18 protein-coding genes and 1 tRNA gene are annotated in these 21,780 nt (G+C 72.6%); 7 read left to right on the forward strand and 12 right to left on the reverse strand.

All coding sequences use genetic code 11. The features are described 5' to 3' along the window. Nucleotides 1-14: 14 nt before the first annotated feature. The gene (locus IF06_RS0127270) at nucleotides 15-2,189 is read right to left on the reverse strand and encodes an acyltransferase family protein (protein WP_030274426.1); all 2,175 of its coding nucleotides are present in this window, start codon (nucleotides 2,187-2,189) and stop codon (nucleotides 15-17) included. A gap of 129 nt (nucleotides 2,190-2,318) precedes the next feature. On the opposite strand from IF06_RS0127270, the gene IF06_RS0127275 reads away from it, so the two are divergent. Further along, on the forward strand, nucleotides 2,319-3,146 hold the full coding sequence (locus tag IF06_RS0127275) for a TrmH family RNA methyltransferase (RefSeq protein ID WP_013283670.1): 828 nt from the start codon (nucleotides 2,319-2,321) through the stop codon (nucleotides 3,144-3,146). A 53-nt stretch (nucleotides 3,147-3,199) separates the two neighbouring features. Here the strand turns inward: IF06_RS0127275 and IF06_RS0127280 are convergent, their stop codons facing one another. Both IF06_RS0127280 and IF06_RS0127285 read right to left on the reverse strand, forming a co-directional pair. After that, nucleotides 3,200-3,622 (reverse strand): Atu4866 domain-containing protein, encoded by a 423-nt coding sequence (locus IF06_RS0127280; protein WP_013473596.1) that lies wholly within the window; start codon nucleotides 3,620-3,622, stop codon nucleotides 3,200-3,202. Between the two features lie 2 nt (nucleotides 3,623-3,624). Continuing rightward, complete coding sequence (locus IF06_RS0127285) at nucleotides 3,625-4,347, reverse strand: SDR family oxidoreductase (RefSeq protein WP_013283668.1); 723 nt, start codon at nucleotides 4,345-4,347, stop codon at nucleotides 3,625-3,627. A gap of 96 nt (nucleotides 4,348-4,443) precedes the next feature. Here IF06_RS0127285 and IF06_RS0127290 point away from each other — a divergent pair, with 96 nt between their 5' ends. Further along, nucleotides 4,444-5,304 carry a helix-turn-helix transcriptional regulator gene (locus tag IF06_RS0127290; protein ID WP_036311684.1) on the forward strand — a complete coding sequence of 287 codons (861 nt, stop codon included), beginning with the start codon at nucleotides 4,444-4,446 and terminating at the stop codon, nucleotides 5,302-5,304. 82 nt (nucleotides 5,305-5,386) lie between these two features. Then, a complete protein-coding gene (locus IF06_RS0127295) occupies nucleotides 5,387-6,040 on the forward strand; it encodes a hypothetical protein (protein WP_030274431.1) in 654 nt (217 codons plus the stop codon). A gap of 137 nt (nucleotides 6,041-6,177) precedes the next feature. Here IF06_RS0127295 and IF06_RS0127300 read toward each other — a convergent pair. Beyond that, nucleotides 6,178-6,251, reverse strand: a tRNA-Thr gene (locus IF06_RS0127300). A gap of 132 nt (nucleotides 6,252-6,383) precedes the next feature. Here IF06_RS0127300 and IF06_RS0127305 point away from each other — a divergent pair. Beyond that, on the forward strand, nucleotides 6,384-8,114 hold the full coding sequence (locus IF06_RS0127305; RefSeq protein ID WP_030274433.1) for a metallophosphoesterase family protein: 1,731 nt from the start codon (nucleotides 6,384-6,386) through the stop codon (nucleotides 8,112-8,114). A 105-nt stretch (nucleotides 8,115-8,219) separates the two neighbouring features. Here the strand turns inward: IF06_RS0127305 and IF06_RS0127315 are convergent, their stop codons facing one another. The 6 genes from IF06_RS0127315 to tmk form a co-directional block, all read right to left on the reverse strand. Further along, the gene (locus IF06_RS0127315) at nucleotides 8,220-9,062 is read right to left on the reverse strand and encodes a PSP1 domain-containing protein (protein WP_013473593.1); all 843 of its coding nucleotides are present in this window, start codon (nucleotides 9,060-9,062) and stop codon (nucleotides 8,220-8,222) included. Between the two features lie 260 nt (nucleotides 9,063-9,322). Next, on the reverse strand, nucleotides 9,323-9,991 hold the full coding sequence (locus IF06_RS0127320) for a hypothetical protein (protein WP_030274435.1): 669 nt from the start codon (nucleotides 9,989-9,991) through the stop codon (nucleotides 9,323-9,325). Then, nucleotides 9,991-10,296 (reverse strand): hypothetical protein, encoded by a 306-nt coding sequence (locus tag IF06_RS0127325; RefSeq protein WP_013283662.1) that lies wholly within the window; start codon nucleotides 10,294-10,296, stop codon nucleotides 9,991-9,993. Before IF06_RS0127325 ends, IF06_RS0127320 begins: the two co-directional genes overlap by 1 nt. Before the next feature lies 1 nt (nucleotide 10,297). Continuing rightward, nucleotides 10,298-10,627, reverse strand: coding sequence for a YbaB/EbfC family nucleoid-associated protein (locus IF06_RS0127330; protein WP_013473591.1), 330 nt, complete (start codon nucleotides 10,625-10,627; stop codon nucleotides 10,298-10,300). A 133-nt stretch (nucleotides 10,628-10,760) separates the two neighbouring features. Then, nucleotides 10,761-12,032 carry a DNA polymerase III subunit delta' gene (locus IF06_RS0127335; RefSeq protein ID WP_030274436.1) on the reverse strand — a complete coding sequence of 424 codons (1,272 nt, stop codon included), beginning with the start codon at nucleotides 12,030-12,032 and terminating at the stop codon, nucleotides 10,761-10,763. Continuing rightward, nucleotides 12,029-14,254, reverse strand: coding sequence for a dTMP kinase (gene tmk / locus IF06_RS0127340; protein WP_244879714.1), 2,226 nt, complete (start codon nucleotides 14,252-14,254; stop codon nucleotides 12,029-12,031). Before tmk ends, IF06_RS0127335 begins: the two co-directional genes overlap by 4 nt. Nucleotides 14,255-14,402: 148 nt before the next feature. On the opposite strand from tmk, the gene IF06_RS0127345 reads away from it, so the two are divergent. After that, nucleotides 14,403-15,611, forward strand: a complete 1,209-nt coding sequence (locus IF06_RS0127345) for an amino acid deaminase/aldolase (RefSeq protein ID WP_030274439.1) — start codon at nucleotides 14,403-14,405, stop codon at nucleotides 15,609-15,611. 79 nt (nucleotides 15,612-15,690) lie between these two features. Here IF06_RS0127345 and IF06_RS0127350 read toward each other — a convergent pair whose 3' ends face one another. After that, the gene (locus tag IF06_RS0127350) at nucleotides 15,691-16,266 is read right to left on the reverse strand and encodes a TetR family transcriptional regulator (protein ID WP_030274442.1); all 576 of its coding nucleotides are present in this window, start codon (nucleotides 16,264-16,266) and stop codon (nucleotides 15,691-15,693) included. 219 nt (nucleotides 16,267-16,485) lie between these two features. On the opposite strand from IF06_RS0127350, the gene IF06_RS0127355 reads away from it, so the two are divergent. Both IF06_RS0127355 and IF06_RS0127360 read left to right on the forward strand, forming a co-directional pair. Continuing rightward, nucleotides 16,486-17,802 carry a D-arabinono-1,4-lactone oxidase gene (locus tag IF06_RS0127355; RefSeq protein WP_030274444.1) on the forward strand — a complete coding sequence of 439 codons (1,317 nt, stop codon included), beginning with the start codon at nucleotides 16,486-16,488 and terminating at the stop codon, nucleotides 17,800-17,802. 111 nt (nucleotides 17,803-17,913) lie between these two features. After that, nucleotides 17,914-18,834, forward strand: coding sequence for a DUF559 domain-containing protein (locus IF06_RS0127360; protein ID WP_030274445.1), 921 nt, complete (start codon nucleotides 17,914-17,916; stop codon nucleotides 18,832-18,834). Nucleotides 18,835-18,880: 46 nt separating this feature from the next. Here the strand turns inward: IF06_RS0127360 and topA are convergent, their stop codons facing one another. Next, complete coding sequence (topA, locus tag IF06_RS0127365; protein ID WP_013283654.1) at nucleotides 18,881-21,691, reverse strand: type I DNA topoisomerase; 2,811 nt, start codon at nucleotides 21,689-21,691, stop codon at nucleotides 18,881-18,883. Between the last annotated feature and the right edge of the window lie 89 nt (nucleotides 21,692-21,780).

Below are 21,780 nucleotides of genomic sequence, written 5' to 3' on the forward strand. Positions count from 1 at the left end.
GCAACCCCGGCGACCTACCCGGCCGGGGTGAAGCGCGCGGGCACGCCGACGTCGGACAGGGCACGGGCGAGGTGCGGCGCGGTCGTCTTCACGTACGCCGCGCCGATGTGCGAGCCACCCCGGTAGATGAGCACGTTGCCGAACACCACAGGGCACCTGTCGGTCGGGCAGACGGCGTCGAACAGGTCGATCATCTTGACCTTCGGCGCGCCCGCGACCGCCTGCCGCTGCATCCGGTAGGCCGGGTCCTGGTCGTGCTTCTCCCTGTCGAACGCGCAGGCGGACAGGCGCTTGCGGTTCTTGTCGGCGCACGCCACCGCCGCGCCCGGATGCGGGTTGTTGGCGAGGACGACGACCTTGGTCCCCACCGAGTCGAGCTTCTTCCACGAGGCCCGTACGCCGGACACCATCGCCGCGACGGTGGCGCGCTCACCCCCGCTGTCCAGGGCCGTCGACGCCGACTGCGAGGTGACCACGTAGTCGGGGCGCTCCTGCACCAGGCGGTCCAGCAGCGCACGGTTCCACTCGATGCAGTCGGTGTACGGCTTGCCGGACCCGTCGCCCTTGAGCACCTGGGCGCTGGTGAAGGCGCATCCCGCCTTCGCCATGATCAGCAGCTTCCAGTCGTTCTGGGCGGCGAGCACCTGGAACGCGGGCAGCCACTGGTCCATCTTCGAGTCGCCGACGAGCGCGACGGTGGTGGACCCGTTCGGAACGCCGTACGTGCAGGACAGCACCTCGGCGCCCTCGACCTGCTGGAAACACTTGTCCCGGTTGGTGTCCGGCACGTCCATGAAGCCCTGCCGGATCTGCAGCGGGTCCGGCGTGATCGCGTCGAACCGCTCCGGGACCGGGCCGATCGGCGCCGTGCCGGGCGCTGTCGACAGCAGCGCCGCGCCCGGGGCGTACCGGCCCTTGGTCGTGGTCGCGGCGGCGGCCCACGCGCCCATCAGCACCAGGACCAGACCGGCGCAGATGCCGGCGAGCGTGAAGTTGCCGCCCAGGCTCAACGCCAGACGCGGCGACGTGGAGATCTTCCGCGAGTACCGCAGCGGGTTCTCGACCAGCCGGAAGGTGAGCCAGGCCGGGACCACCGAGGCGAGCGCCACCACCAGGCCCTCGGTCACCGACAGGTCACCGAAGTGCGCGGCGGCCACCACGAGCATCGGCCAGTGCCACAGGTACAGCGAGTACGACAGGTCACCGATCCACTGGAACGGACGCATGCCGAGCACCAGCACCGGCCCTCGGGAGCCGGCCGCGGCACCGGCCGCGATCACCGCCGCCGCGCCGAGCGTGGGCAGCGCCGCCGCGTACCCCGGCCATGCGGTCTTCCCGCTGACCAGCAGCGCCGCCGCCACGATCGCGGCGAGGCCGAGCCACCCGAGGACGACCGCCACCGACCGGGGCATCCGCGCGGCGCGGACCGCCAGCAGCGCGACCGCCGCGCCGACCGCGAGCTCCCACAGCCGCGTGGTGGAGACGAAGAACGCGCGCTCGGGCGAGTTCGCCGTCTCGACGATCGACCAGACGAACGACGGCACCGCCAGCACCGCGAGACCGACCCACAGGACCGGCCGTACGTTCACCCGCCGGAGCCTGCGCGCGGCGAGGATGGCCAGCACGATCAGCAGCGGCCAGAGGAGGTAGAACTGCTCCTCCACGGCGAGCGACCAGAAGTGCTGGACCGGCGACGGCGCGACGTCCTCGGCCAGGTAGTCGACCGCGCGGTCGGCGAACCGCCAGTTGACGACGTAGGTCGCCGCGGCGGCGATGTCGCCGCCGATGACCTGCCACTCACCCCGGGGTACGAACAGCCGGACCGCGACGGCGGTGGCCGCCAGCACCACAGTGGCCGCGGGCAGGATCCGCTTGGCCCGGCGCGCGTAGAAACCGGTGAGCGAGACCCGTCCGCTGCGCTCGATCTCCGAGATGAGCTGCCCGGTGATGAGGAAACCGGAGATCACGAAGAAGACGTCGACGCCGACGAAGCCACCGGGGATGAACGGCAACCCGGCGTGGTAGAGCAGCACCAGCCCCACGGCGACAGCCCGGAGCCCGGCGACGTCAGCCCGGAACCGGCTCGGCGTCGCCTCCCTGCCCGGCTCGCGTCCGGTCGCCGTGCCGGCCGGTTCCTCGGCGGGCGAACCTTCCCGATCGGCAACTTTCGTCAACGGCGGGGAAGTCATCGCGATCCTCAAACTCTGCGGGCTGGGGGCGAGGGAACGATAGCGGCTGGTCACTCGGCGGGACAATCGCGCCGCGTCACCACCTCACCGGCGCGTGACCTCGAACCCGGATGCGGTTGAATCGGCTGCGTGGCGAAGACCCTGACGATCACCACCCGCAACGCGAGCTTCCAGCAGTGGCAGGCGCTGCTGACCAACCGCACCAAGCGGCAGCGTTCCGGGGAGTTCCTGGTCCAGGGGGTGCGCCCGATCACGGTGGCCCTGGAACAGGGCTGGGAGATCCGTGCCCTCCTCCACCCGGACCGGCAGCCCCTGTCCCGCTGGTGCCGCGACCTGCTCGACCGCTCCGACGCCAGGCGGGTGGCCCTCGCGCCGGAGCTGATGCGGGAACTGAGCGGCAAGGAGGAGGAGTCACCCGAACTGCTCGCAGTCGTGGCGCAGCCCGCTGACGACCTGGCCCGCATCCCGGTCGGGCCGGCCATGCTCGTGGTGGTCTTCGACCGCCCCAAGACCCCGGGCAACATCGGCACGCTGATCCGCTCCGCTGACGCCTTCGGCGCCTCCGGCGTGATCATCACGGGCCACGCCGCCGACCCGTACGACCCGAAGGCGGTCCGGGCCACCACCGGGTCGCTGTTCGCCCTACCCGTGGTGCGCGTCCCCAGTCACCGCGACGTCCTGGACTGGGTCGCCGCGGTGCGCGCGGACGGACTTCCGCAGGTCCAGATCATCGGTACGGACGAGCACGGGGACGTGGACGTCGCCGAGCACGACCTGACCGGTCCCACTCTCCTGCTCATCGGCAACGAGACGCACGGGCTCAGCAAGGGCTGGCAGGAGGCCAGCGACCGGATGGTGCGCATCCCGATCGTGGGGGCGGCGAGTTCCCTGAACGCGGCGGCGGCCGGGACCGTGGCGCTGTACGAGGCGGCCCGGCAGCGCGCCGAGCGCCGGTAGCGGTTGCGCCGCCACCGGACGCCCGACGCTCCCCTGTCCGTCGGCGTTCTCCCCTACCCGGACGGGCGGGTGGACGCCCGCCCCGCGACCGCCTGCCGGTGGGCCGCACTGCCCTCCCGATAGAACAGGTAGCCGCCGTGGTGCAGGACGTCGCCGTCGAACCGGCCGTCGGCGGTGAACCCGCTGTCGTCCCAGTAGTCGATGTGCTCGCCGGTCACCTCGTACCGGCCGGTGTAGGCGCTCGCCCGGTCGCCGCGCGCCTCGTCGTACCGGCCGTCGGGCAACAACTCCTGCCGGATGTGGCCGTCGGCGGTGACCCACATCCCGACGTACGGATGAAGGGCCTCGGAGACCGAGGGCCGCGCCGGCGTCGCGGACGGGGCGGCCTGCGGTACGGGCGGTGTCTCCGTGCCGCAGGCGGTGAGCGCCGCCGTCAGGAGGACGGTGGCGGCCTTGCGGTGGCTGGTGCCGGACATGTTCAGCCTCGCTGCCGGGTCGGACGGATGATGATCTCGTTGACGTCGACGTCCGCCGGCTGGCCGACGGCGTACGAGATGGCTCGCGCCACGGCGTCCGGTGAGATCGCGTTCCGCCGGTACTTCCGCATCGCCTCCCGAGCCACCGGGTCGGTGATCGACTCGGCCAGCTCCGACTCGACAACGCCGGGCGTGATCGTGGTGACCCGCAGGCTCGGGTCGGCCTCCAGTCGCAGACCCTCGGTGATCGCCCACGCCGCGAACTTCGTCGCCGAGTACACCGCGGAGGTCGGCACCACCTCGTGCGCGCCGACGGAGGCGACGGTGATCAGGTGGCCACTGCCCTGCCGCTGGAAGACCGGCAGGACGGCCGCGATGCCGTGCAGCAGACCCCGGACGTTGACATCGATCATCCGATCCCACTCGTCCACCAGCAGGGCGTCGAGCCGGGACAACGGCATCAGACCCGCGTTGTTGACGAGCACGTCGACCCGCCCGAACTCAGCCACCGCACTGTCGACGAACGCCACCACGTCGTCACGGCCGGTCACGTCGAGCCGCCGTACCCTGATGTTGTCGTGCCGTGCGGCGAGCGCGGCGAGCCGCTCGCGGCGCCGCGCGCCCGCGACCACAGCGTGCCCCTCGGCGGCCAGGCGCAGTGCGGTCGCCTCGCCGATGCCGCTGCTCGCGCCGGTGACCAGAACGACCTTCTGTGTGGATTCCATGAGTCCACGGTGCGGAGTACGGCCGGTCGCAACCAGGGTGCGTCACACCCCGGCTGAGCCTCCTGGCGGCCGACCGCCCGCGGTTATGTTGGGGTGGTGGACGGCAGCAATCCGCTCGGCGAGTTCCTGCGCGCCCGGCGTGAGACGACCAGCCCGGCGGAGGCCGGCATCGTCTCCTCGGGCCGGCGCCGGACGCCGGGTCTGCGGCGCGAGGAGGTCGCCCAGCTGTCCGGGGTCAGCGCCGACTACTACGCCCGCCTGGAGCAGGGGCGGGAACAGCACCCGTCGGAACAGATGCTGAACGCCCTGGCCCGCACCCTCGGACTCGACGCCGAGGAGGCGGCGCACCTGCACCTGCTGGCCAGGAGCGGCCGCAAGCCCGCCCGCAGGGGTACGCGGGAGACCGTCCGGCCGAGCCTGCTGCGCCTGATGGACGGCTGGCTGCACACACCCGCGCTGATCGTCGACCGCAGGATGGACGTGCTGGCCGCCAACCGGCTCGGACGCGCCCTGTTCGCCAAGCTGTTCGAGGCCGATGAGCCCAACCTCGTCCGGTTCGTCTTCCTCGACTCGGCGGCCCGTTCCTTCTATCCCCACTGGGACCGGGTCGCGCAGTCCAGCCTGGGCGCGCTGCGGGCCGCCGCAGCCGACATGCTCGACGACGCGCGGCTCACCGAACTGGTCGGGGAACTCTCGCTGAAGAGTCCGGAGTTCCGCCGGCTGTGGGCCCGCCACGACGTACGGGGAAAGACGCACGAGGCGAAGCTGTTCCACCATCACGACGTCGGCGAGCTGACCCTCACGTACGACTCCTTGACCGTCGCCGGGGCGACGGGCCAGCAGCTGGTCGTCTACCAGGCCGAGCCCGGCAGCCGGTCGGCGCAGGCGCTGGCGCTGCTGGGCACGGTGGCCGCCGACCTGCCCGCTCCGGGCAGAAGAACTCGGGCGGCCTCGTAACGGCGTCTATAGCCGACACGCTAGCGATGATCCCGACTGTTCTCCTGATGGGATTTTCCAGCGACGCTAGGACGATCATCCGATGCGACAGGAGCATCCGCAGCGCGTACCCGACCGCACCGACCGGCCCGGTGTCGAGGGCAGGTGGGCGGTCGCCCGCTGGCGGCGCGCCCTTGCGGTTCTCGCGCCGCTGGTCGCAGCGGTGCTCGGCGCCGCGATGGCCACGCAGTGGGAGGTCGGCGGCGGCCGAGCCGTCAGCTCTCTCCCCGCTCCGGCGCGATGGATGGCCGAGAACCTGCCGTTGTTCGACGGTGGGGAGCCGGCCTGGATCTGGCGTGGTCCCTTCTTCGTGTCGATGCTGCTGACGCTGCCGCTCGTCTGGACGGTGACGGGCCACGCCACCGCGACGCCTCGGCGCCTCACGAGATACGGGCTCCTCGCCGCGGCCATCGCGATCGGCCTGGAGTACAACAGCCCCGGATACGGGTGGATGTTCGACCTCGTGGCCCTGCTGACGGCGCTGGCGGGCACCGTCTGGTGCGGGCTGCAGGGGCTGCGTCGCGGTGTGCTGCCACGCCGCGTCGCGTGGGCGCTCATCGCGGCACTGCCGTTGACGCCACCGGCCGGCTTCCTCACGTTCTGGTACCTGCCGCCTGGCCTGACCATGGGCGTACTGCTGGCCTGGGCGGCTGCCGCCGGCTGGCCCCGCCGGCCTGGTGTCCGGACGACGGCGTGAAAGGGGCTTGCCGATTGATCCGGCCGGTCGAAGCAGCCGCGGCGCGGACGATTTACGGACCGGCACCCGTCGGCGGAGGGGCGATCGCCCTCGGGGAAACGGCGAAGCCCAGGTCGATGACCTGGGCTTCGGTACCGAGCCGCCTGACGGAATCGAACCGTCGACCTACGCATTACGAGTGCGTCGCTCTAGCCGACTGAGCTAAGGCGGCAACGACCGCCAAGTGTACGGCACGCCCGACCGGAAGCCGAACCGGATCCCCCGACTCCGAAGCCGGACACTCGACCAGATCCGCCCCGGTACGGGAGAGACTTCGCGCCCGGTCCGGACTACCCTGCGGCGGGTGACCGACGAACCGCCGCGACCACCGGCTCCCGAGGCGCGTCCCGGCGAGCGTGCCACCCGCCGCCCCCGCAGCATCGACCCCCGGGAGCTGGGTTTCACCCCCCGCCGGCCGGTGCCCTGGCTCGCGCCACTGCTCCTGATCAGCACCGGCCTGCGTACGTTGCTGGCCATGCTGTTCGGGGCGTACCTGGACAAGCGCGAGTTGCAGAACGCGTTCAGCGACGGCACGTTCCGGCAGGTCGGGCCGGACGGTGGGCTCTGGCTCGACTACGTGGCCGACCTGGGTGACGGCTTCGACGCCACGTACTCGGTGGCGTACCTGCTCGCCCAGCCGGAGCTGACAGTGGACGGGCACACCCTTCCCCGCGCGCAGACGCTGGTGATGGGCGGCGACCAGGTCTATCCGGCGGCGGGCTACGAGGCGTACGAGGACCGGTGCAAGGGTCCGTACCAGGCGGCGCTGCCTGTTGCCCCGCCAGAGCAGCCGAAGCTGTTCGCGGTGCCCGGCAACCACGACTGGTACGACGGCCTGACCGCGTTCCTGCGCCTGTTCGTGCGTACCCGGGACCGGCACTTCGGCGGCTGGGGCACCGGCCAGTCCCGCTCGTACTTCGCCGTCGAGCTGCCGGCCGGCTGGTGGCTGCTCGGCCTCGACGACCAGTCCGGGTCGTACCTGGACGACCCGCAGCTCACCTACTTCGACGAGGTGGCCCGCAAGCTCACCCCGGAATCCAAGGTGATCCTGGCGGTGCCGGCGCCGACGTGGGTCAAGGCCGTCGACCACCCCAACGCGTACGACTCGATCGACTACTTCATCCGTACCCTCGTCGCGCCGACCGGGGCGCAGGTGCGGGTGCTGGTCTCCGGCGACCTGCACCACTACGCCCGCTATGCCGGGACGGACCGGCAGCTCATCACGTGCGGCGGCGGCGGCGCCTACCTCTACCCCACGCACCGGCTGCCGGAGAAGCTGGAGGTGCCGCCGCGTGACACGCTGACCCGGCGGGCCAGCAACACCCGGGAGTACGACCTGGCTGCGCGCTATCCGGACAAGGCGCGCTCCCGCCGGTACGGCTGGGGGATCTTCGCCCGGCTGCCGTTCCGCAACCCGGGCTTCACGACGCTGCTCGGCACGCTGCACACGCTGCTGATGCTGGCCATGGCCGGGGTGGCGGTGCAGCAGGTGGGCACCACCGAGCAGCGGCTGTTCAGCGTGCCGCTGGCGATCATGCTGGTGGTGGCGATGATGGGCGCGGTGTTCTTCGCCAAGCCGCCCACGGCGGGCGGGAAACGGCACGCCCGGCACTGGATCCTCGGGGTGGCGCACGGGCTGGCCCAGGTGGCGCTCGCCGCCGGGGGCACGTGGGTCTGGTTGCAGCTGCCGTTCTACGACTGGCCGTGGCCGCTGCCGGCGGTCGCCGCGGTGGTGCTCTACGGGCCGCTGAGCGGGCTGGTCGCCAGCCAGCTCGTGGCGCTCTACCTGCTGGTGGCGGGCGCGTTCGGGGTGAACCTGAACGAGTTGTTCGCGGCGCAGGGCATCGAGGACTCGAAGGCGTTCCTGCGGTTCCGGATCGACCCGGACGGCACGCTGACGATCTACCCGATCGCCGTCGACAAGGTGTCGCACGACTGGCAGCTGAACCCCGACCAGTCCCCCACCGCCGCCTGGCTGACCCCGAAGACCCCGCTGACCCCCCGCCTGGCCGAACCCCCCGTCGTCATCCGCTGACCCCGGCCCTCACCCCGTCGATCATGAAGTTGACGGCGAATTCGATCACCATTTCGACCGCTAACTTCATGATCAACGGGGAAACGGTGGGAGAGGGAGGGAGGGTCAGGGCTGGGGGTAGTGCTGGTCGTGGGCCTGCCTCGGGCCGCACACCGACGCGCGGGAGCACATCGAGCGGGAGCCGTCGGCGTCCAGCCGGACCGTCACCGCGTCCCGCGGAACACTGTGGCCGACCACCTTGCCCTCGCCCTGCGGAGTGGACACCCGGCTGCCGACCGCCGGGGCCGACTCCTGGAACTTCTGGTACAGCGGGTGCTCGTACTTCAGGCAGCACATCAGCCGCCCGCACGCCCCGGAGATGCGCAGCGGGTTGAGCGGCAGGTCCTGGTCCTTCGCCATCCGGATGGTCACCGGCTCGAAGTCGGTGAGGAACGTGGCGCAGCACAGGTCGCGCCCGCAGGAACCGATGCCGCCCTGCACGCGGGCGGAGTCCCGGGCGGACAGCTGCCGCAGCTCGACCCGGCAGTGCAGCGTGGCGCCCAGGTCGCGGACCAGCGAGCGGAAGTCGACGCGGTGCGGCGCGGTGAAGTAGATGGTGGTGCGGTCACTGCCGTTCTCCGGCGTGGCCAGGACGTGGTCGACGGCGACCACCTTCATCGGCAGGCCGTGTTCGCGGATCAGCCGCTTGGCGGCGACCTTCGCCTCGGCCTTGCGCCGGCGCAGCATCTCGTCGCGGCGCAGGTCGTCGTCGCCGGCGATCCCTGCGAGTTTCGGGAAGCTGTCGGTGTCCTCGCTGACCCACTGCGCGGCCCACACGCACTCGGCCACCTCGGGCCCCTCGTCGGTGGGCACCAGCACCCGGTCGCCCACCTGCGGGCGCAGCTCGCCCGGGTCCAGGTAGTAGAGGCGCCCGTACCGGTTGAAGCTGACCGCGCAGAGCATGCCCATACGCCACACCCTACGCGGATCGACGCCCGCCGCACGGCGCACCTGTCGCCGCCCGGTCACCCACCGCAGCGATCATCGACCTCGACCCGGCCGAACCGGCCCCATCGCCTCGCCCGGACGGCTGAATCTCCGGCGGGCCCCTGACAAACACCGCCCGGGCGCGTTGAGTGAAGGCATACCTGCGGGGGGTGCAGGGGAAGGCCACGGCGCCGCCGCCGTCACCCGGCCACGGCCGGTCCGGTGCGCGGCGCCGTGGACCGTCAGTAGCCGATCCGGGTGGTGCCGCCGTAGCGCGGGGCGGTGGTGGCGCGGTCCCGCCACGGCGTCTCGGCCAGGCTCGGCCCCCACTGGCGCAGCAGCGTCTCCGCGCCGTCGTAGGCCACCCCGAGCACACCCAGGACCCTCGTCGCGATCTCGGCCGCCGCCGACGCCCCGGCCCGTCCGGCCTCGGCGCCGGGCCGCGTCGCCGCGTGCACCGCGACCGCCTCGGCCGAGCCCAGCACCTCGGCCAGCGCCCGGGCCAGCGCCGCCCGGCTGCCCTCCACCCAGCCGGCCAGCGCGTCGGCGTAGCCCGCCGTCGACTCCAGCCGCCCGACCAGGCTGTCCGGCCCCTCGTCCAGGTGCCGCATCAGGGCGGCACGTGCCTCGTCGTACGCCGACGCGGCAGCGCCGGACCAGGCGACCTGGTCGGCCAGCAGCGCACAGGTGTCGTCGTACCCCCGGACGAGCCGGCGCACCGCGTGGCCGGCGCCGGTCAGCGGCGCGGGATGCAGGTCGAGGAACTCGCGCACGGCCGCGCCGGGAAGCACCTGCATGCGGCGCAGCAGCGGCCACAGCCGGTGCCCCTCGGGCGCGCCGGCGGCCAGCAGCGTGTCGACGCGGGCGAGCAGGTCGAGCCCCGGCTCGGCGAGGCGGTCGAGCGCGTCCATCAGGCCTCCCGGGCCAGCCGCCGGGCGACCGCGTCGTCGGCGGCGGCGTAACGGTCGGCGGCGCTGCGCAGCGCCGCCGCGGCGGCGGCCAGCCGGACGGCGGCGGCCTGCGCCTCGCGCGCCCGGTCGGCAGTGGCCACTGTCCACTGGCGGTGCAGCGCACGGCCCACCTCACCGGGGCGGCCGGCGGCGTGCGCGCCGAACGCGGGATGCGGCGGGTCGGTGGCGGTCACCGTGCGGGAGAGGGTGGCGAGGGTCGCGCCGGCCTCGTCGAGACGGGCGGCCAGGGCACGCAGCGTCTCCATGTCAGGCCCCCGCCAGCGGCCGGTACGCCGCGAAGGTCTCGTTGTGCAGCTTCTCCCGCGCCCACTGCGCCGCGTCGGCGGCGGCGGTGACGGCGGCCTGCACCGAACCGGCCACGTCGCGCGGGCTGCGGTGGTGCAGCGGGCCGAGGAAACGCACGTCGGTGATGCGCCCGCCGGCGGTCACCACCACCTCGACGAGCCCGTCGGGTGAGCGGACGGTGACCTCGACCGTCGCGACCGCCTGGTCGAACTCGGCCTGCAGGTTCTCGATCCGGCGGTAGCGCCGCACCGCCTCCTCGATCCAGGCCTCGTCGATCTCGCCCCGCGGCATCGGCGGACTCCTCCCGGCCGGTCGGCCCGACCCTCACTGAGCGTGCCGCCTCGGTCACCGCGGCATCACCGGACCGTACCGCACGCCAATCGCGCCTGTCGATGCCCTGTGGACAGTGCGGAAAGTGCCCGGCTCAGCCGCGCCAGAGGGCCAGCATCATCGCCTCCACCGCGATCCGCGGCTTGACGTTGGCCTCGATCGCCGCGCGGCACTCCAGCACCGCCTCCAGGCGGCGCAGCGAGCCCTCGGCGTCCCACTTCTGCGCGCCCGCACCGGCGAGCGACGCCGTGTCGGTGTGCACCGGGGCGACCGGCGCCCGCCACGCCATGGTGAGCGCGTCCCGGTAGAACCCGGCCAGGTCGACCAGGGCCCGGTCGAGTGCGTCCCGCTGGGCACGGGTGGCCCGCGACTTCTGCCGCTTCTCCAGATCCTTGAGCTGGCCGGCCGCCCCGCGCATGGCGCCGGCCGCGCCCCGGCCGGTGCCGCCCGCGCCGAGCGCGGTCTGCAACGCCGTACGCTCCGCCTCGTCGATCTCGGCGACGGACGCGGCGGCCTCCGCCTCGGCGGCATCGATCAGCGCCGAGGCCGCGTCGAACGCCGCGCCCACACCGGTCAGCCGACGCGGTACGGCCAGCACCGCGTCACGCCGCTGCCGGGCCTCCGGGTCGCGGGCCAGCCGCCGGGCCCGGCCCACATGGCCCTGCGCCGCCGCGGCGGCCCACTCGGCCACGTCCGGCGCGACGCCGTCGCGGCGGACCAGCACCTCGGCCACCGCTGCGGGCGGCGGCTGCCGCAGGGGTACGACGCGGCAGCGCGACCGGATGGTCACGGAGATGTCGTCCGGGTGGGTGGACGGGGCGCAGAGCAGGAAGACGGTACGCGGCGGCGGCTCCTCGATCGCCTTGAGCAGCGCGTTGCCGGCGGCCTCGGTGAGCCGGTCGGCGTCCTCGATGATCACGATCTGCCACCGGCCGCCGGACGGCGCGCTGGCCGCCCGCAGCACCAGCGCGCGCATCTCGTTGACTCCGATGGACAGGCCCTCGGGCACCACGAGACGGACGTCCGCGTGGGTGCCAGCGAGCGTGGTGTGGCAGCCGGGGCAGGTGCCGCACCCGGTGCCGTGCACGCACTCCAGCGCGGCGGCGAACGCGCGGGCGGCCACCGAGCGGCCCGATCCGGGCGGCCCGGTGAAGATCCAGGCGTGGGTCATGCCGCCGCCCGGGTCGGCCGGCGCAGCCGGGCCCGGGTCGCCGTCGTGCTCCTCGGCGAGCGCGTCGAGGTCGTCGTGCCCGCCCGCGGGGGACGTCACCGGCGCGCGCAGCAGGGCGGCGGCCGAGGCGGCGGCCCGCCGCAGCATGGCCACCGCCTCGTCCTGCCCGACCAGATCGCCGAAGACGTCGGTCATCGTCGGGGTTGCTCCATCGTCACCAGCTCCGCGTCGGATAACTCGGGCTGGACCGAGGTGTCCGGGCCCTGCGCCGGACGGGGGTGCACGATGCCGGCCGGGTCGGCGAGCAGCTCGCCCACCCGGCGGGCGACCGCGTCGGCGGTCTCGTCGATCGGGCGGGACGCGTCGAGCACCAGGTAGCGCTTCGGGTCACCGGCGGCTAGGTCGAGGAAGGCGTACCGGACCCGCTCGTGGAACGTCAGCGACTCGGCCTCCAGCCGGTCGGTGCCCTCGGCGCGGTCCTCGACCCGGCTCAGGCCGGTACGCGGCTCGACGTCGAGCAGCACCACCAGGTCGGGCTTGAGGCCGCCGGTGGCCCAGGAGGAGAGCCAGGAGACCTCGTCCACCGGAAGCGTCCGGCCGGCGCCCTGGTAGGCGAGCGACGAGTCGACGTACCGGTCGCTGATCACCACAGCGCCGCGCACGAGCGCCGGGCGGACGACGGTGGCCACGTGGTGCGCCCGGTCGGCGGCGTAGAGCAGCGCCTCGGCGCGCGGCGACGGCGCCTCGCCGGGCGTGGTGCCGAGCACCAGGGAGCGGATCCGTTCGCCGACCGGCGTGGCACCCGGCTCGCGGGTGACCACCACGTCGCGGCCCTGCGCGCGCAGCCGCTCGGCCAGCTCGGCGAGCTGGGTGGACTTGCCGGCCCCCTCACCGCCCTCGAAGACCACGAACAGGCCGCTGGAGACGAACGGCTCGGCCGGCATCAGCGGGCGGCCCCGGATCGAGCCCCACAGGTCGGCGAGGACCGGTACGCCCTTCTTGTCGTCCATCTGGCCGAACGCGCTGATGCCGGCGATGATGCCGGCCGCGCCGGCGGCGAGCAGCAGCAGGCGGGTGGAGGAGATGGAGATGCCCAGGTCGGCGATGGTGAGCTGGCGGGAGCCGCCGACGCCGACCAGGAGGCTGCTGAGCGCGATGGCCAGGATCAGCACCAGCCGGGTGCCGATCTGCACCACCGCGAAGACCCGGCCGCGCACCTCGTCGGCCACCTCGCCGCCGAGCAGCGTGGTGCCGGCCAGGAACGCCATGCCCGCGCCCGCGCCGACCAGGATCGCGCCGAGGATGGCCATGGACAGGTGGATGGCGAACGCGAGCACCAGCACGGAGGCGCTGGCGAGCACGATGCTCATGCCGAACCAGCGGCGGCGGGACATGTCCCGCACGATCATCGGCCCGAGGCCGATACCGAGCGCCAGGCCGACGAAGATCGCGCCGAACAGCAGCGAGAACGCGGCGTCACCGGCGCCGAGCGAGTTGGCGAAGAACTTGGCCGTGCCGACCACGATGCCGCCGCCGGCGAACGCGCCGAAGATGCCCAGCACGAGGCCGCGGACGAGCGGGGTCTGGCCGATGTATTTCCAGCCCTCGGAGAACTGCCGGAACATGCTCTGCTCGGAGCGCTCCGCCTCGCCGCGCTGGGCGTGACTGATCTCCTTGATCCCGAACGCCACCACGAGCGCGGTGGCCAGCCGGGAGAAGGCGTTGAACCAGAGCGCGAGCTGGGCCGGTTCGGCCCAGCCGGGCAGGTCGCCGCCGACCGCGCCGCGGACGCCGCGGTCCAGCACGGCGAGCGCGACGGCCGCGGCCACCGGCGTGAGGCCGTACGTGGTGATCAGCGTGAGCTGGTTCGCCGCCTCCAGCCGGGTACGCGGGATGAGGTTGGGGACCGCCGCCTCCTTGGCCGGGATCCACATCAACGTGATCGACTCGATCAGGAAGGTGGCGATCAGCGCCCAGCCGACCACCAGCCCGCCCGCGGCGCCGGTGAGCGCGTACAGCGGGATCGAGGCGAACAGCACGAAGCGCAGCAGGTCGCAGATGACCATGGTCCACCGGCGGTCGAACCGGTCGGCGAACACACCCGCCACCGGGCCGAGCACCAGCGCCGGGAGCAGCCGGATCGCGGTCACACCGCCGAACGCGGCACCCTGGGCGGTGCTGCCGGAGACCTGGGACGCGGCGAACAGCGCGGTGGCGAGCAGGCCGAGCCAGTCGCCGAACGAGGCGGCGCTGAGCACGATCCACAGCCTGCGGAACGGCCGGATGCGCAGCACCGAGCGGATGGCGGCGACGCCGGAGTGGTCGGCGGCTGTCCCGGGCGACGACACGCCGGGCGACTCGCCGTTGTTCTGGCTTTCGATGGCCGTACCTCCACGTGCCGGCCCAGGTCTGGGCATCCCCGGTGGAACACTCTAGTCGCGCAGGAAGGGTCGTCCCCCGCGACATTCACCTGCTCGCCGAGCCTAGGCCGCCGGGACCACCGCCCGCAGCCCGGACAGACGCGAGGGTATTTCGCATTGCCGTCCAGACAGTTAGCGTGCAGACGTGGCCATCGACCGTGACAAAACTCGCGATCGTCTCGACCGGGCGACCGCTCACCTCGACCCGCCGTACGCGGTGGTCGACCTCACCGCGTTCGACGCCAACGCCGAGGCGCTCGCCGGCCGGTCCGGCGGCAAGCCCCTGCGCGTGGCGAGCAAGTCGGTACGCGTCCGCGAGCTGCTGACCCGGGCGCTCAAGCGGCCCGGATGGCACGGCGTGATGGCCTTCACGCTGCCCGAGGCGCTGTGGCTGGTCCGCTCCGGGGTCAGCGACGACGTGCTCGTGGCGTACCCGACGGCCCACCGGGGCGGCCTCGCCGAACTGGCCGCCGACCCGGCGCTCGCCGACGCGGTGACCTTGATGATCGACGACACCGCACAGCTCGACCTGATCGACCGGGTGTTCCCGCCCGCACGCCGCCCCGCGCTGCGGATCTGCCTCGACCTGGACGCCTCCTGGCGCCCGCTGGGCGGCCGGGTGCACGTCGGCGTGCGCCGCTCCCCGGTGCACAGCGCCACGGCGGCCGGCGCGCTCGCCGCCGCCGTCGCCGGGCGGCCGGGCTTCCGTCTGGTCGGCCTGATGTCGTACGAGGCACAGATCGCCGGCCTCGGCGACGCGCCGCCCGGACAGGCGATGCTCGGCTCGGCGATCCGGGTCGCGCAGCGCGGCTCGTACCGGGAACTGCTGGCACGCCGCTCGGCCGCGGTCGGTGCGGTACGCGAGCACGCCGACCTGGAGTTCGTCAACGGCGGCGGCACCGGCAGCGTGGCCGCCACCAGCGCGGACCCCGCCGTCACCGAGGTCACCGCGGGCTCCGGCCTGTACGGGCCGACGCTGTTCGACGCGTACCGTGCCTGGCAGCCGACCCCGGCGGCGTTCTTCGCCTGCGCGGTGGTCCGCCGCCCGGCGCCCGGGCTGGCGACGGTGCTCGGCGGCGGCTGGATCGCCTCCGGCCCGGCGGCGGACAGCCGGCTGCCGCGGCCGTGGCTGCCGGAAGGGTTGAAGCTGCTCGGCGCGGAGGGCGCCGGCGAGGTGCAGACCCCGCTGGCCGGAAAGGCCGCCGACGGCCTGCGCGTCGGCGACCGGGTGTGGTTCCGCCACGCCAAGGCGGGCGAGCTGTGCGAGCACGTCAACGAGGTGCACCTGGTCGAGGGGGACGCGGTGGTCGCCACCGTGCCGACCTACCGGGGCGAGGGGCACGCCTTCCTCTGAGCCGCCCCGCGGCTCTGCCCCACCGCGTGACGACGGCGGGCCCCGGCGCACTCTCAGAACCCGCCGTTCAACGTGCCGCTCAACCCTGGTGGACGGCCTCCGTGGGGGCGTTCACCTGCCGGTGCAGGTACTCCCGGATGAGCGCCTTCGCCTCGACCAGCACCCGCTCGTCGCCGTCGGTGCGGCGACGGAAGGCCAGCTTGATCAGGGCATCAGCGGCCTCCACCGCGACCTCCAGGTGGAACCGCAGGTCGGGCACCCCGGCCAGGCCGAAACGCTCGGTGAGTACGCGGGCGAGCTGCTCCGCGATGACTCCGTTGTTGTCCCGCTGGTCGTCCAGCAGGTGCAGGTCGACCACGTCGCCGAAGTGCAGGGTACGGAAGCCGGGAACGGTGCGGTGCATCGAGATGTACTCGTCGATCGCCGCGTCGACGCCGTCCCACCAGTGGGTCAGGTCGTCCGAGGAGAACCGCTCGTCGAGCCGCTGGAGGTAGGACTCCATGGTGCGCAGGGTCAGCGCCTGCACGATCGCCCGTTTGTCCGGAAAGAACTGGTAGACCGACCCGATCGCCACCTCGGCACGCTCGGCGAGCAGGGTCGTGGTCAGCCCTTCGTACCCCACCTCGTCGACGAGCTCGGCGCAGGCGTCCAGCATCCGCTGGACCCGCGCGACACTTCGACCCTGCACCGGTACCCGACGCAGCGGCCCGGTCGTGGCGGCTGGTGTGGACACTCGGCGCCACCCCCCTTCGACGGATGAACATATCTGCACGTCACGAGTCTGTGACTACCGGTACAACGAGCCGGGCTCGATTGCGGTATTTACCAGGCACAACGTTCCTGATATGAATTCAGTTCATATTCATGTCGAGGAGTGGCCGCGATGACCGGTACCACCGCCACCTGGTCCAACTGGGCCGGCAACCAGCACAGCACCGCGCTCCTCACCGTGCGCCCGCATAGCGTCTCCGACGTGGCCGAGGCGGTGCGCCAGGCCGCCGCGGCGGGCTGGACCGTCCGGGCCACCGGCAGCGGCCACTCCTTCACCGCCACCGCCGTCGCCGACGGGCACCGGATCGACCTCGCCGCGCTGGAGACGGACGTCACAGTCGATGTGGCGCGCCGCCTGGTCACCGTACCGGCCGGGATGACGTTGCACACGCTCAACGAACTGCTCGCCGGGCACGGCCTCGCCATGCCGAACCTGGGCGACATCGACGCCCAGACCATCGCCGGTGCGCTGTCGACAGGCACCCACGGCACCGGGGCGAAACTGGGCTGCCTGTCCACCTTCGTGGTCGGGCTGACGCTCGTCACCGGCACCGGCGAGGTGCTGCGCTGCTCGGCCGAGGAGAACCGCGACGTATTCGACGCCGCCCGGGTCGGGCTCGGCGCGGTCGGCGTGCTGGTCGAGGTCACGCTGCGCTGCGTGGACGCCTTCGTGCTGCGCGCGCACGAACGCCCGGCCCCGCTCGCCGAGGTACTCGACGACCTGCCCGGCCTGTACGACGCGCACGACCACGCCGAGTTCTACTGGTTCCCGTACACCGACCGGGTGCAGGTCAAGACAAACGACCGGGTACCCGCCGACGACCGGCCGCTGCCACGCTGGCGCGGCTGGCTGGACGACGAGTTCCTCTCCAACACCGTCTTCGCCGGCGCCTGCCGCCTCGGCCGCGCCGTACCCGCCCTCGCACCCCGGATCAGCGCCGTCTCCGCCCGCGCGCTCACCGAACGCACCTACACCGGCCGCTCCGACCGGGTGTTCTGCACACCGCGCCGGGTCCGCTTCGTGGAGATGGAGTACGGCCTGCCACGCGAGGCGCTGCCCACCGCGCTGGCCGAGCTGCGCCGGATCGTGGACCGGCTGCCGTTCAAGGTGCTGTTCCCGGTCGAGGTGCGGTTCACCGCCGCCGACGACATCTGGCTGTCCCACTCGTACGGGCGGGACTCGGCGTACATCGCCGTGCACCAGTACGTGGGCATGCCGTACGAGCCGTACTTCCGCGCGTTCGAGCAGGTGGCGACCGAGTTGGGCGGCCGGCCGCACTGGGGCAAGCTGCACTGGCGCACCGCCGAGTCCCTCGCGAGCGCCTACCCGAGATTCGCCGACTTCCAGTCCGTCCGCGCCCGCCTCGACCCCCACAACCTTTTCCAGAACCCCTACTTGACCCAGGTCCTGGGCGCTTGAGGATCTTGGTACGAGGACGCCCCTTGAGGGGCGTTTCCGTACCAAGATCTCGACGGCTGTCCACAGGGGCAGCAGGGACGACGGGACAGCGGGTGGGATTCATGTGTGGAGATGCCGGGGGATGACGCCGACGAGTTGAGCTGGTTGCTGTTCCATCAGGAACGGGTGCTCGAAGCGACGCAGGCTCGACGGTTCCTGTCCGAGAAGGCGATCCGGCACCGGCTGGGCAGCGGGCGCTGGCGGCAGGCGCACCGGCGCGTCTACGTCACCCACAACGGGCCGGTGGGTCCGAAAGAGTGGCGTTGGGTGGCGGTGCTCGCGGCGGGACCGGCAGCGACGCTGGGTGGACTCACCGCGGCTCAGGCATGGGGCCTACGGCGCTACGAGAGCCGGCTGGTGCATCTGCTGCTGCCGGCCCGGCATCAGACGCGAACCCTGCCACCGGCTGTGCGGATCCATCGCACCACCGCACTTCCGCCGGAGGACGTGCTCACCGTCGGCCGGCCCCGCCGGACCATGCCGGCCCGCTCGCTCGTCGACGCGGCGCAGTGGGCGGCGACCGACGAGGAGGCACGGGCTGTCATCGCGGCGGGCTTCCAGCAACGCCTGGTCTGGGGCGACGACCTGCACCGGGTGCTGGAACGGCTTCCCCGGGCGCGCCGCCGTCGCCTGATCCTGGCGACCGCCACGGACGCGGCGGGCGGAGCCCACTCCCTCGCCGAACTCGACTTCCTCGATCTCGTCCGTCGGGCCGGGCTGCCCGAACCGTCCCTCCAGGTCGTGCGGCGGGACGCCACCGGGCGGCGGCGCTACCTGGACGTCTGGTTCGAGCGGTGGCGTGTGCACGTCGAGATCGACGGCGGGCAGCACCTCGACCCGAGGACCGCCTGGGCGGACATGCAGCGGCAGAACGACGTCTGGGCCACCGGTGACCGGGTGCTCCGCTTCCCCGCCTGGGCGGTCCGCAACGACCCCACCCGCGTCGTGACCCAGTTGCGTGCCGCCCTGCGATCCGCAGGCTGGCCCGGCTGAGATCTTGGTACGGCCCCGCCCCTGGAAGGGCGTTTCCGTACCAAGATCACTCGTTCGGGGTTGAGGTCGCCTTCTTGGGGGCGGCCTTCTTCGCGGGAGCCTTCTTGGCGGCCGTGGTCTTCTTGGCCGCCGTGGTCTTCTTCGCCGCCGTCGTCTTCTTGGCCGGGGCGGCCTTCTTCGCTGCCTTCTTCTTCGGCGCCGGGCCCTTCGCGCGCTTCTCGGCCAGCATCTCCGACGCCTGCTCCAGCGTCAGCTCCTCCGGCGTCTGCCCGCGCCGCAGCGACGCGTTGAACTCGCCGTCGGTCACGTACGGCCCGAAACGCCCGTCCTTGATCACCAGCGGCTTCTCGGTGAGCGGGTCGTTGCCCATCTCCCGCAGCGGCGGCGCGGCGGCCCGGCGCTGACGCGTCTTCGGGGCGGCGAGCAACGCCAGCGCCTCGTCCAGCGTGACTGTGAACATCTTGTCTTCCGAGTCCAGCGAGCGGAACTCGTCACCGCGCTTGACGTACGGGCCGTAGCGGCCGTTGTTGGCGAACACCTCGACGCCGTCCGGGGCCACGCCGATCAGCCGGGGCAGGCGCAGCAGCTGCAACGCCTGCTCCAGGGTCAGGCTGTCCGGCGTCTGCGAGCGCAGCAGCGACGACTTGCGCTCGCCGCTGGCCACGTACGGGCCGAACCGGCCGGACTTGAGCACGATCGGCTCGCCGGTCGACGGGTCGTCGCCGAGCTTGCGCTCACCGCCGCCGCCGAGGAACAGCTCGTGCACCTTCTCCGGGGTCAGCTCGTCCGGCGCCAGGCCCTCCGGGATCGGTGCCCGGTCGCCCTGCGAGCCGCTCTCCTCGCCCTCACCCGAGGCCGCCGGCGTCGGCGCCTGCTGCTCGCCGGGCAGCGCCCGCTGGAGGTACGGCCCGTACCGGCCGACCCGGACGACGACCTCGCGGCCCTCGTCGTCGGTGAACAGCGGGATGGAGTTGACGCTGCGCGCGTCGATCTCGCTGAGGTTCTCCGTGACCAGCTTCTTGAGCCCGCCCGCGTGGGCGATGGCCTGGTCGCCGGTGCCGTTGGTGCTGCCGAAGTAGAAGGAGGTGAGGAAGTCGACGGCGGCGTGGTCACCACCGGCGATCTCGTCCAGCTCGTTCTCCATGCTGGCGGTGAAGTCGTAGTCGATCAGTCGCGGGTAGTGCCGCTCCATTAGCCCGATCACCGCGAACGCCAGGAACGACGGGATCATGGCCTGGCCGCGCTTCACCACGTACCCGCGGTCCTGGATCGTCTGCATGATCGACGCGTACGTGGAGGGCCGGCCGATGCCCAGCTCTTCGAGGGCCTTGACCAGCGACGCCTCGGTGTAGCGGGCGGGCGGCTGGGTGTGGTGGCCCTGCGCGGCCAGCTCGTCGGCGGTCAGCGGCTGGTCCTTGACCAGCGTGGGCAGCCGCCGCTCGGCGTCCTCGGCCTCGGCGTTCTCGTCGTCGCTCGACTCGACGTACGCGCGCAGGAAGCCCGGGTCGGTGATGGTCTTGCCGGTCGCGCCGAAGTCGGCCTCCTCCTGGGCGGAGGAGACGGCGCGGATGCGCACCGACACGCTGGAGCCGACCGCGTCGGTCATCTGCGAGGCGATGGTGCGCCGCCAGATCAGCTCGTAGAGCTTGAACTCCTCGGCGGACAGCTCCTTGGCCACCTCGCCCGGGGTGCGGAAGTTGTCGCCGGCGGGGCGGATCGCCTCGTGCGCCTCCTGGGCGTTCTTCACCTTGCCGGTGTAGCGGCGCGGCTCCGGCGGCACGCTGCGCTCGCCGTACAGCTCGACGATCTGCCGGCGGGCCGCCGTGATGGCCGTCTCGGACAGGTTCACCGAGTCGGTACGCATGTAGGTGATGTAGCCGTTCTCGTACAGGCGCTGCGCGGTGCGCATCGTCTGCTGCGACGAGAACCGCATCTTGCGGGCCGCCTCCTGCTGGAGCGTGGAGGTGATGAACGGCGCGTACGGGCGGCGGCGGTAGGGCTTCTCCTCGACCCGGGTGACGGTGAACGGCTGGTCGGCCAGGCGGGCCGCCAGCCCTCGGGCCCCGCCCTCGTCGAGGTGGACGACACCCGCACCGGCGCGAACGCGACCCGTGGTCGGCTCGAAGTCCTTGCCGGTGGCGATCCGGTCACCGTTGAGCGCGACGAGCGTGGCGTTGAACGTCCGCGGGCCCTCGCCCGGCTTCGCCACGGCGAGCGTGGCCAGGATGTCCCAGTACTCGGCGGTGCGGAACGCCATCCGCTGGCGCTCCCGCTCGACCACGATGCGCGTCGCCACCGACTGCACCCGGCCCGCCGACAGCTTCGGCATGACCTTCTTCCACAGCACGGGCGAGACCTCGTAGCCGTAGAGGCGGTCGAGGATGCGCCGCGCCTCCTGGGCGTCGACCAGGTCGCGGTCGATCTCCCGGGGGTTCGCCACTGCGGCCTGGATGGCCGGCTTGGTGATCTCGTGGAAGACCATCCGCTTGACCGGCACCTTGGGCTTGAGCGTCTCCACCAGGTGCCAGGCGATGGCCTCGCCCTCGCGGTCCTCATCCGTCGCCAGGAAGATCTCGTCGACCTCCTTGGCCAGCTTCACCAGCTTGCTGATCTGCTGCTTACGGTCGGGCGACACAACGTAGAGGGCGTGGAAGCCGTTGTCGACGTCGACGCCGAGGCGCGCCCAGGGCTCACCCTTGTACTTCGCCGGGACGTCGGCGGCGTTGCGGGGCAGGTCCCGGACGTGGCCGAAGCTGGCCTCCACGACGTACCCCGGGCCGAGGTAGCCCGAGATCGTCTTGGCCTTCGCCGGTGACTCGACGATGACCAGACGGGTGGTTCCAGCGTTGCTCGGCACGTCTCTCCCCGACCTCACTCCTACGCCATGCCCGCTTCGGGCCGTGTTGCGCCACCCGGACCACAGGCGGTCCGGATGTCCAACGTAAC

Source organism: Micromonospora globosa, from assembly GCF_000717585.1.
GTDB lineage: Bacteria > Actinomycetota > Actinomycetes > Mycobacteriales > Micromonosporaceae > Micromonospora > Micromonospora aurantiaca.

Bases quoted from the DNA above. Each gene is read 5' to 3' on its own strand.
- IF06_RS0127270 (WP_030274426.1), bottom strand. From the start codon at position 2,189: ATGACTTCCCCGCCGTTGACGAAAGTTGCCGATCGGGAAGGTTCGCCC.
- IF06_RS0127280 (WP_013473596.1), bottom strand. From the start codon at position 3,622: ATGTCCGGCACCAGCCACCGCAAGGCCGCCACCGTCCTCCTGACGGCG.
- IF06_RS0127285 (WP_013283668.1), bottom strand. From the start codon at position 4,347: ATGGAATCCACACAGAAGGTCGTTCTGGTCACCGGCGCGAGCAGCGGC.
- IF06_RS0127295 (WP_030274431.1), top strand. From the start codon at position 5,387: ATGCGACAGGAGCATCCGCAGCGCGTACCCGACCGCACCGACCGGCCC.
- IF06_RS0127315 (WP_013473593.1), bottom strand. From the start codon at position 9,062: ATGGGCATGCTCTGCGCGGTCAGCTTCAACCGGTACGGGCGCCTCTAC.
- IF06_RS0127320 (WP_030274435.1), bottom strand. From the start codon at position 9,991: ATGGACGCGCTCGACCGCCTCGCCGAGCCGGGGCTCGACCTGCTCGCC.
- IF06_RS0127325 (WP_013283662.1), bottom strand. From the start codon at position 10,296: ATGGAGACGCTGCGTGCCCTGGCCGCCCGTCTCGACGAGGCCGGCGCG.
- IF06_RS0127330 (WP_013473591.1), bottom strand. From the start codon at position 10,627: ATGCCGCGGGGCGAGATCGACGAGGCCTGGATCGAGGAGGCGGTGCGG.
- IF06_RS0127335 (WP_030274436.1), bottom strand. From the start codon at position 12,032: ATGACCGACGTCTTCGGCGATCTGGTCGGGCAGGACGAGGCGGTGGCC.
- tmk (WP_244879714.1), bottom strand. From the start codon at position 14,254: ATGCCCAGACCTGGGCCGGCACGTGGAGGTACGGCCATCGAAAGCCAG.
- IF06_RS0127350 (WP_030274442.1), bottom strand. From the start codon at position 16,266: ATGCTGGACGCCTGCGCCGAGCTCGTCGACGAGGTGGGGTACGAAGGG.
- IF06_RS0127360 (WP_030274445.1), top strand. From the start codon at position 17,914: ATGCCGGGGGATGACGCCGACGAGTTGAGCTGGTTGCTGTTCCATCAG.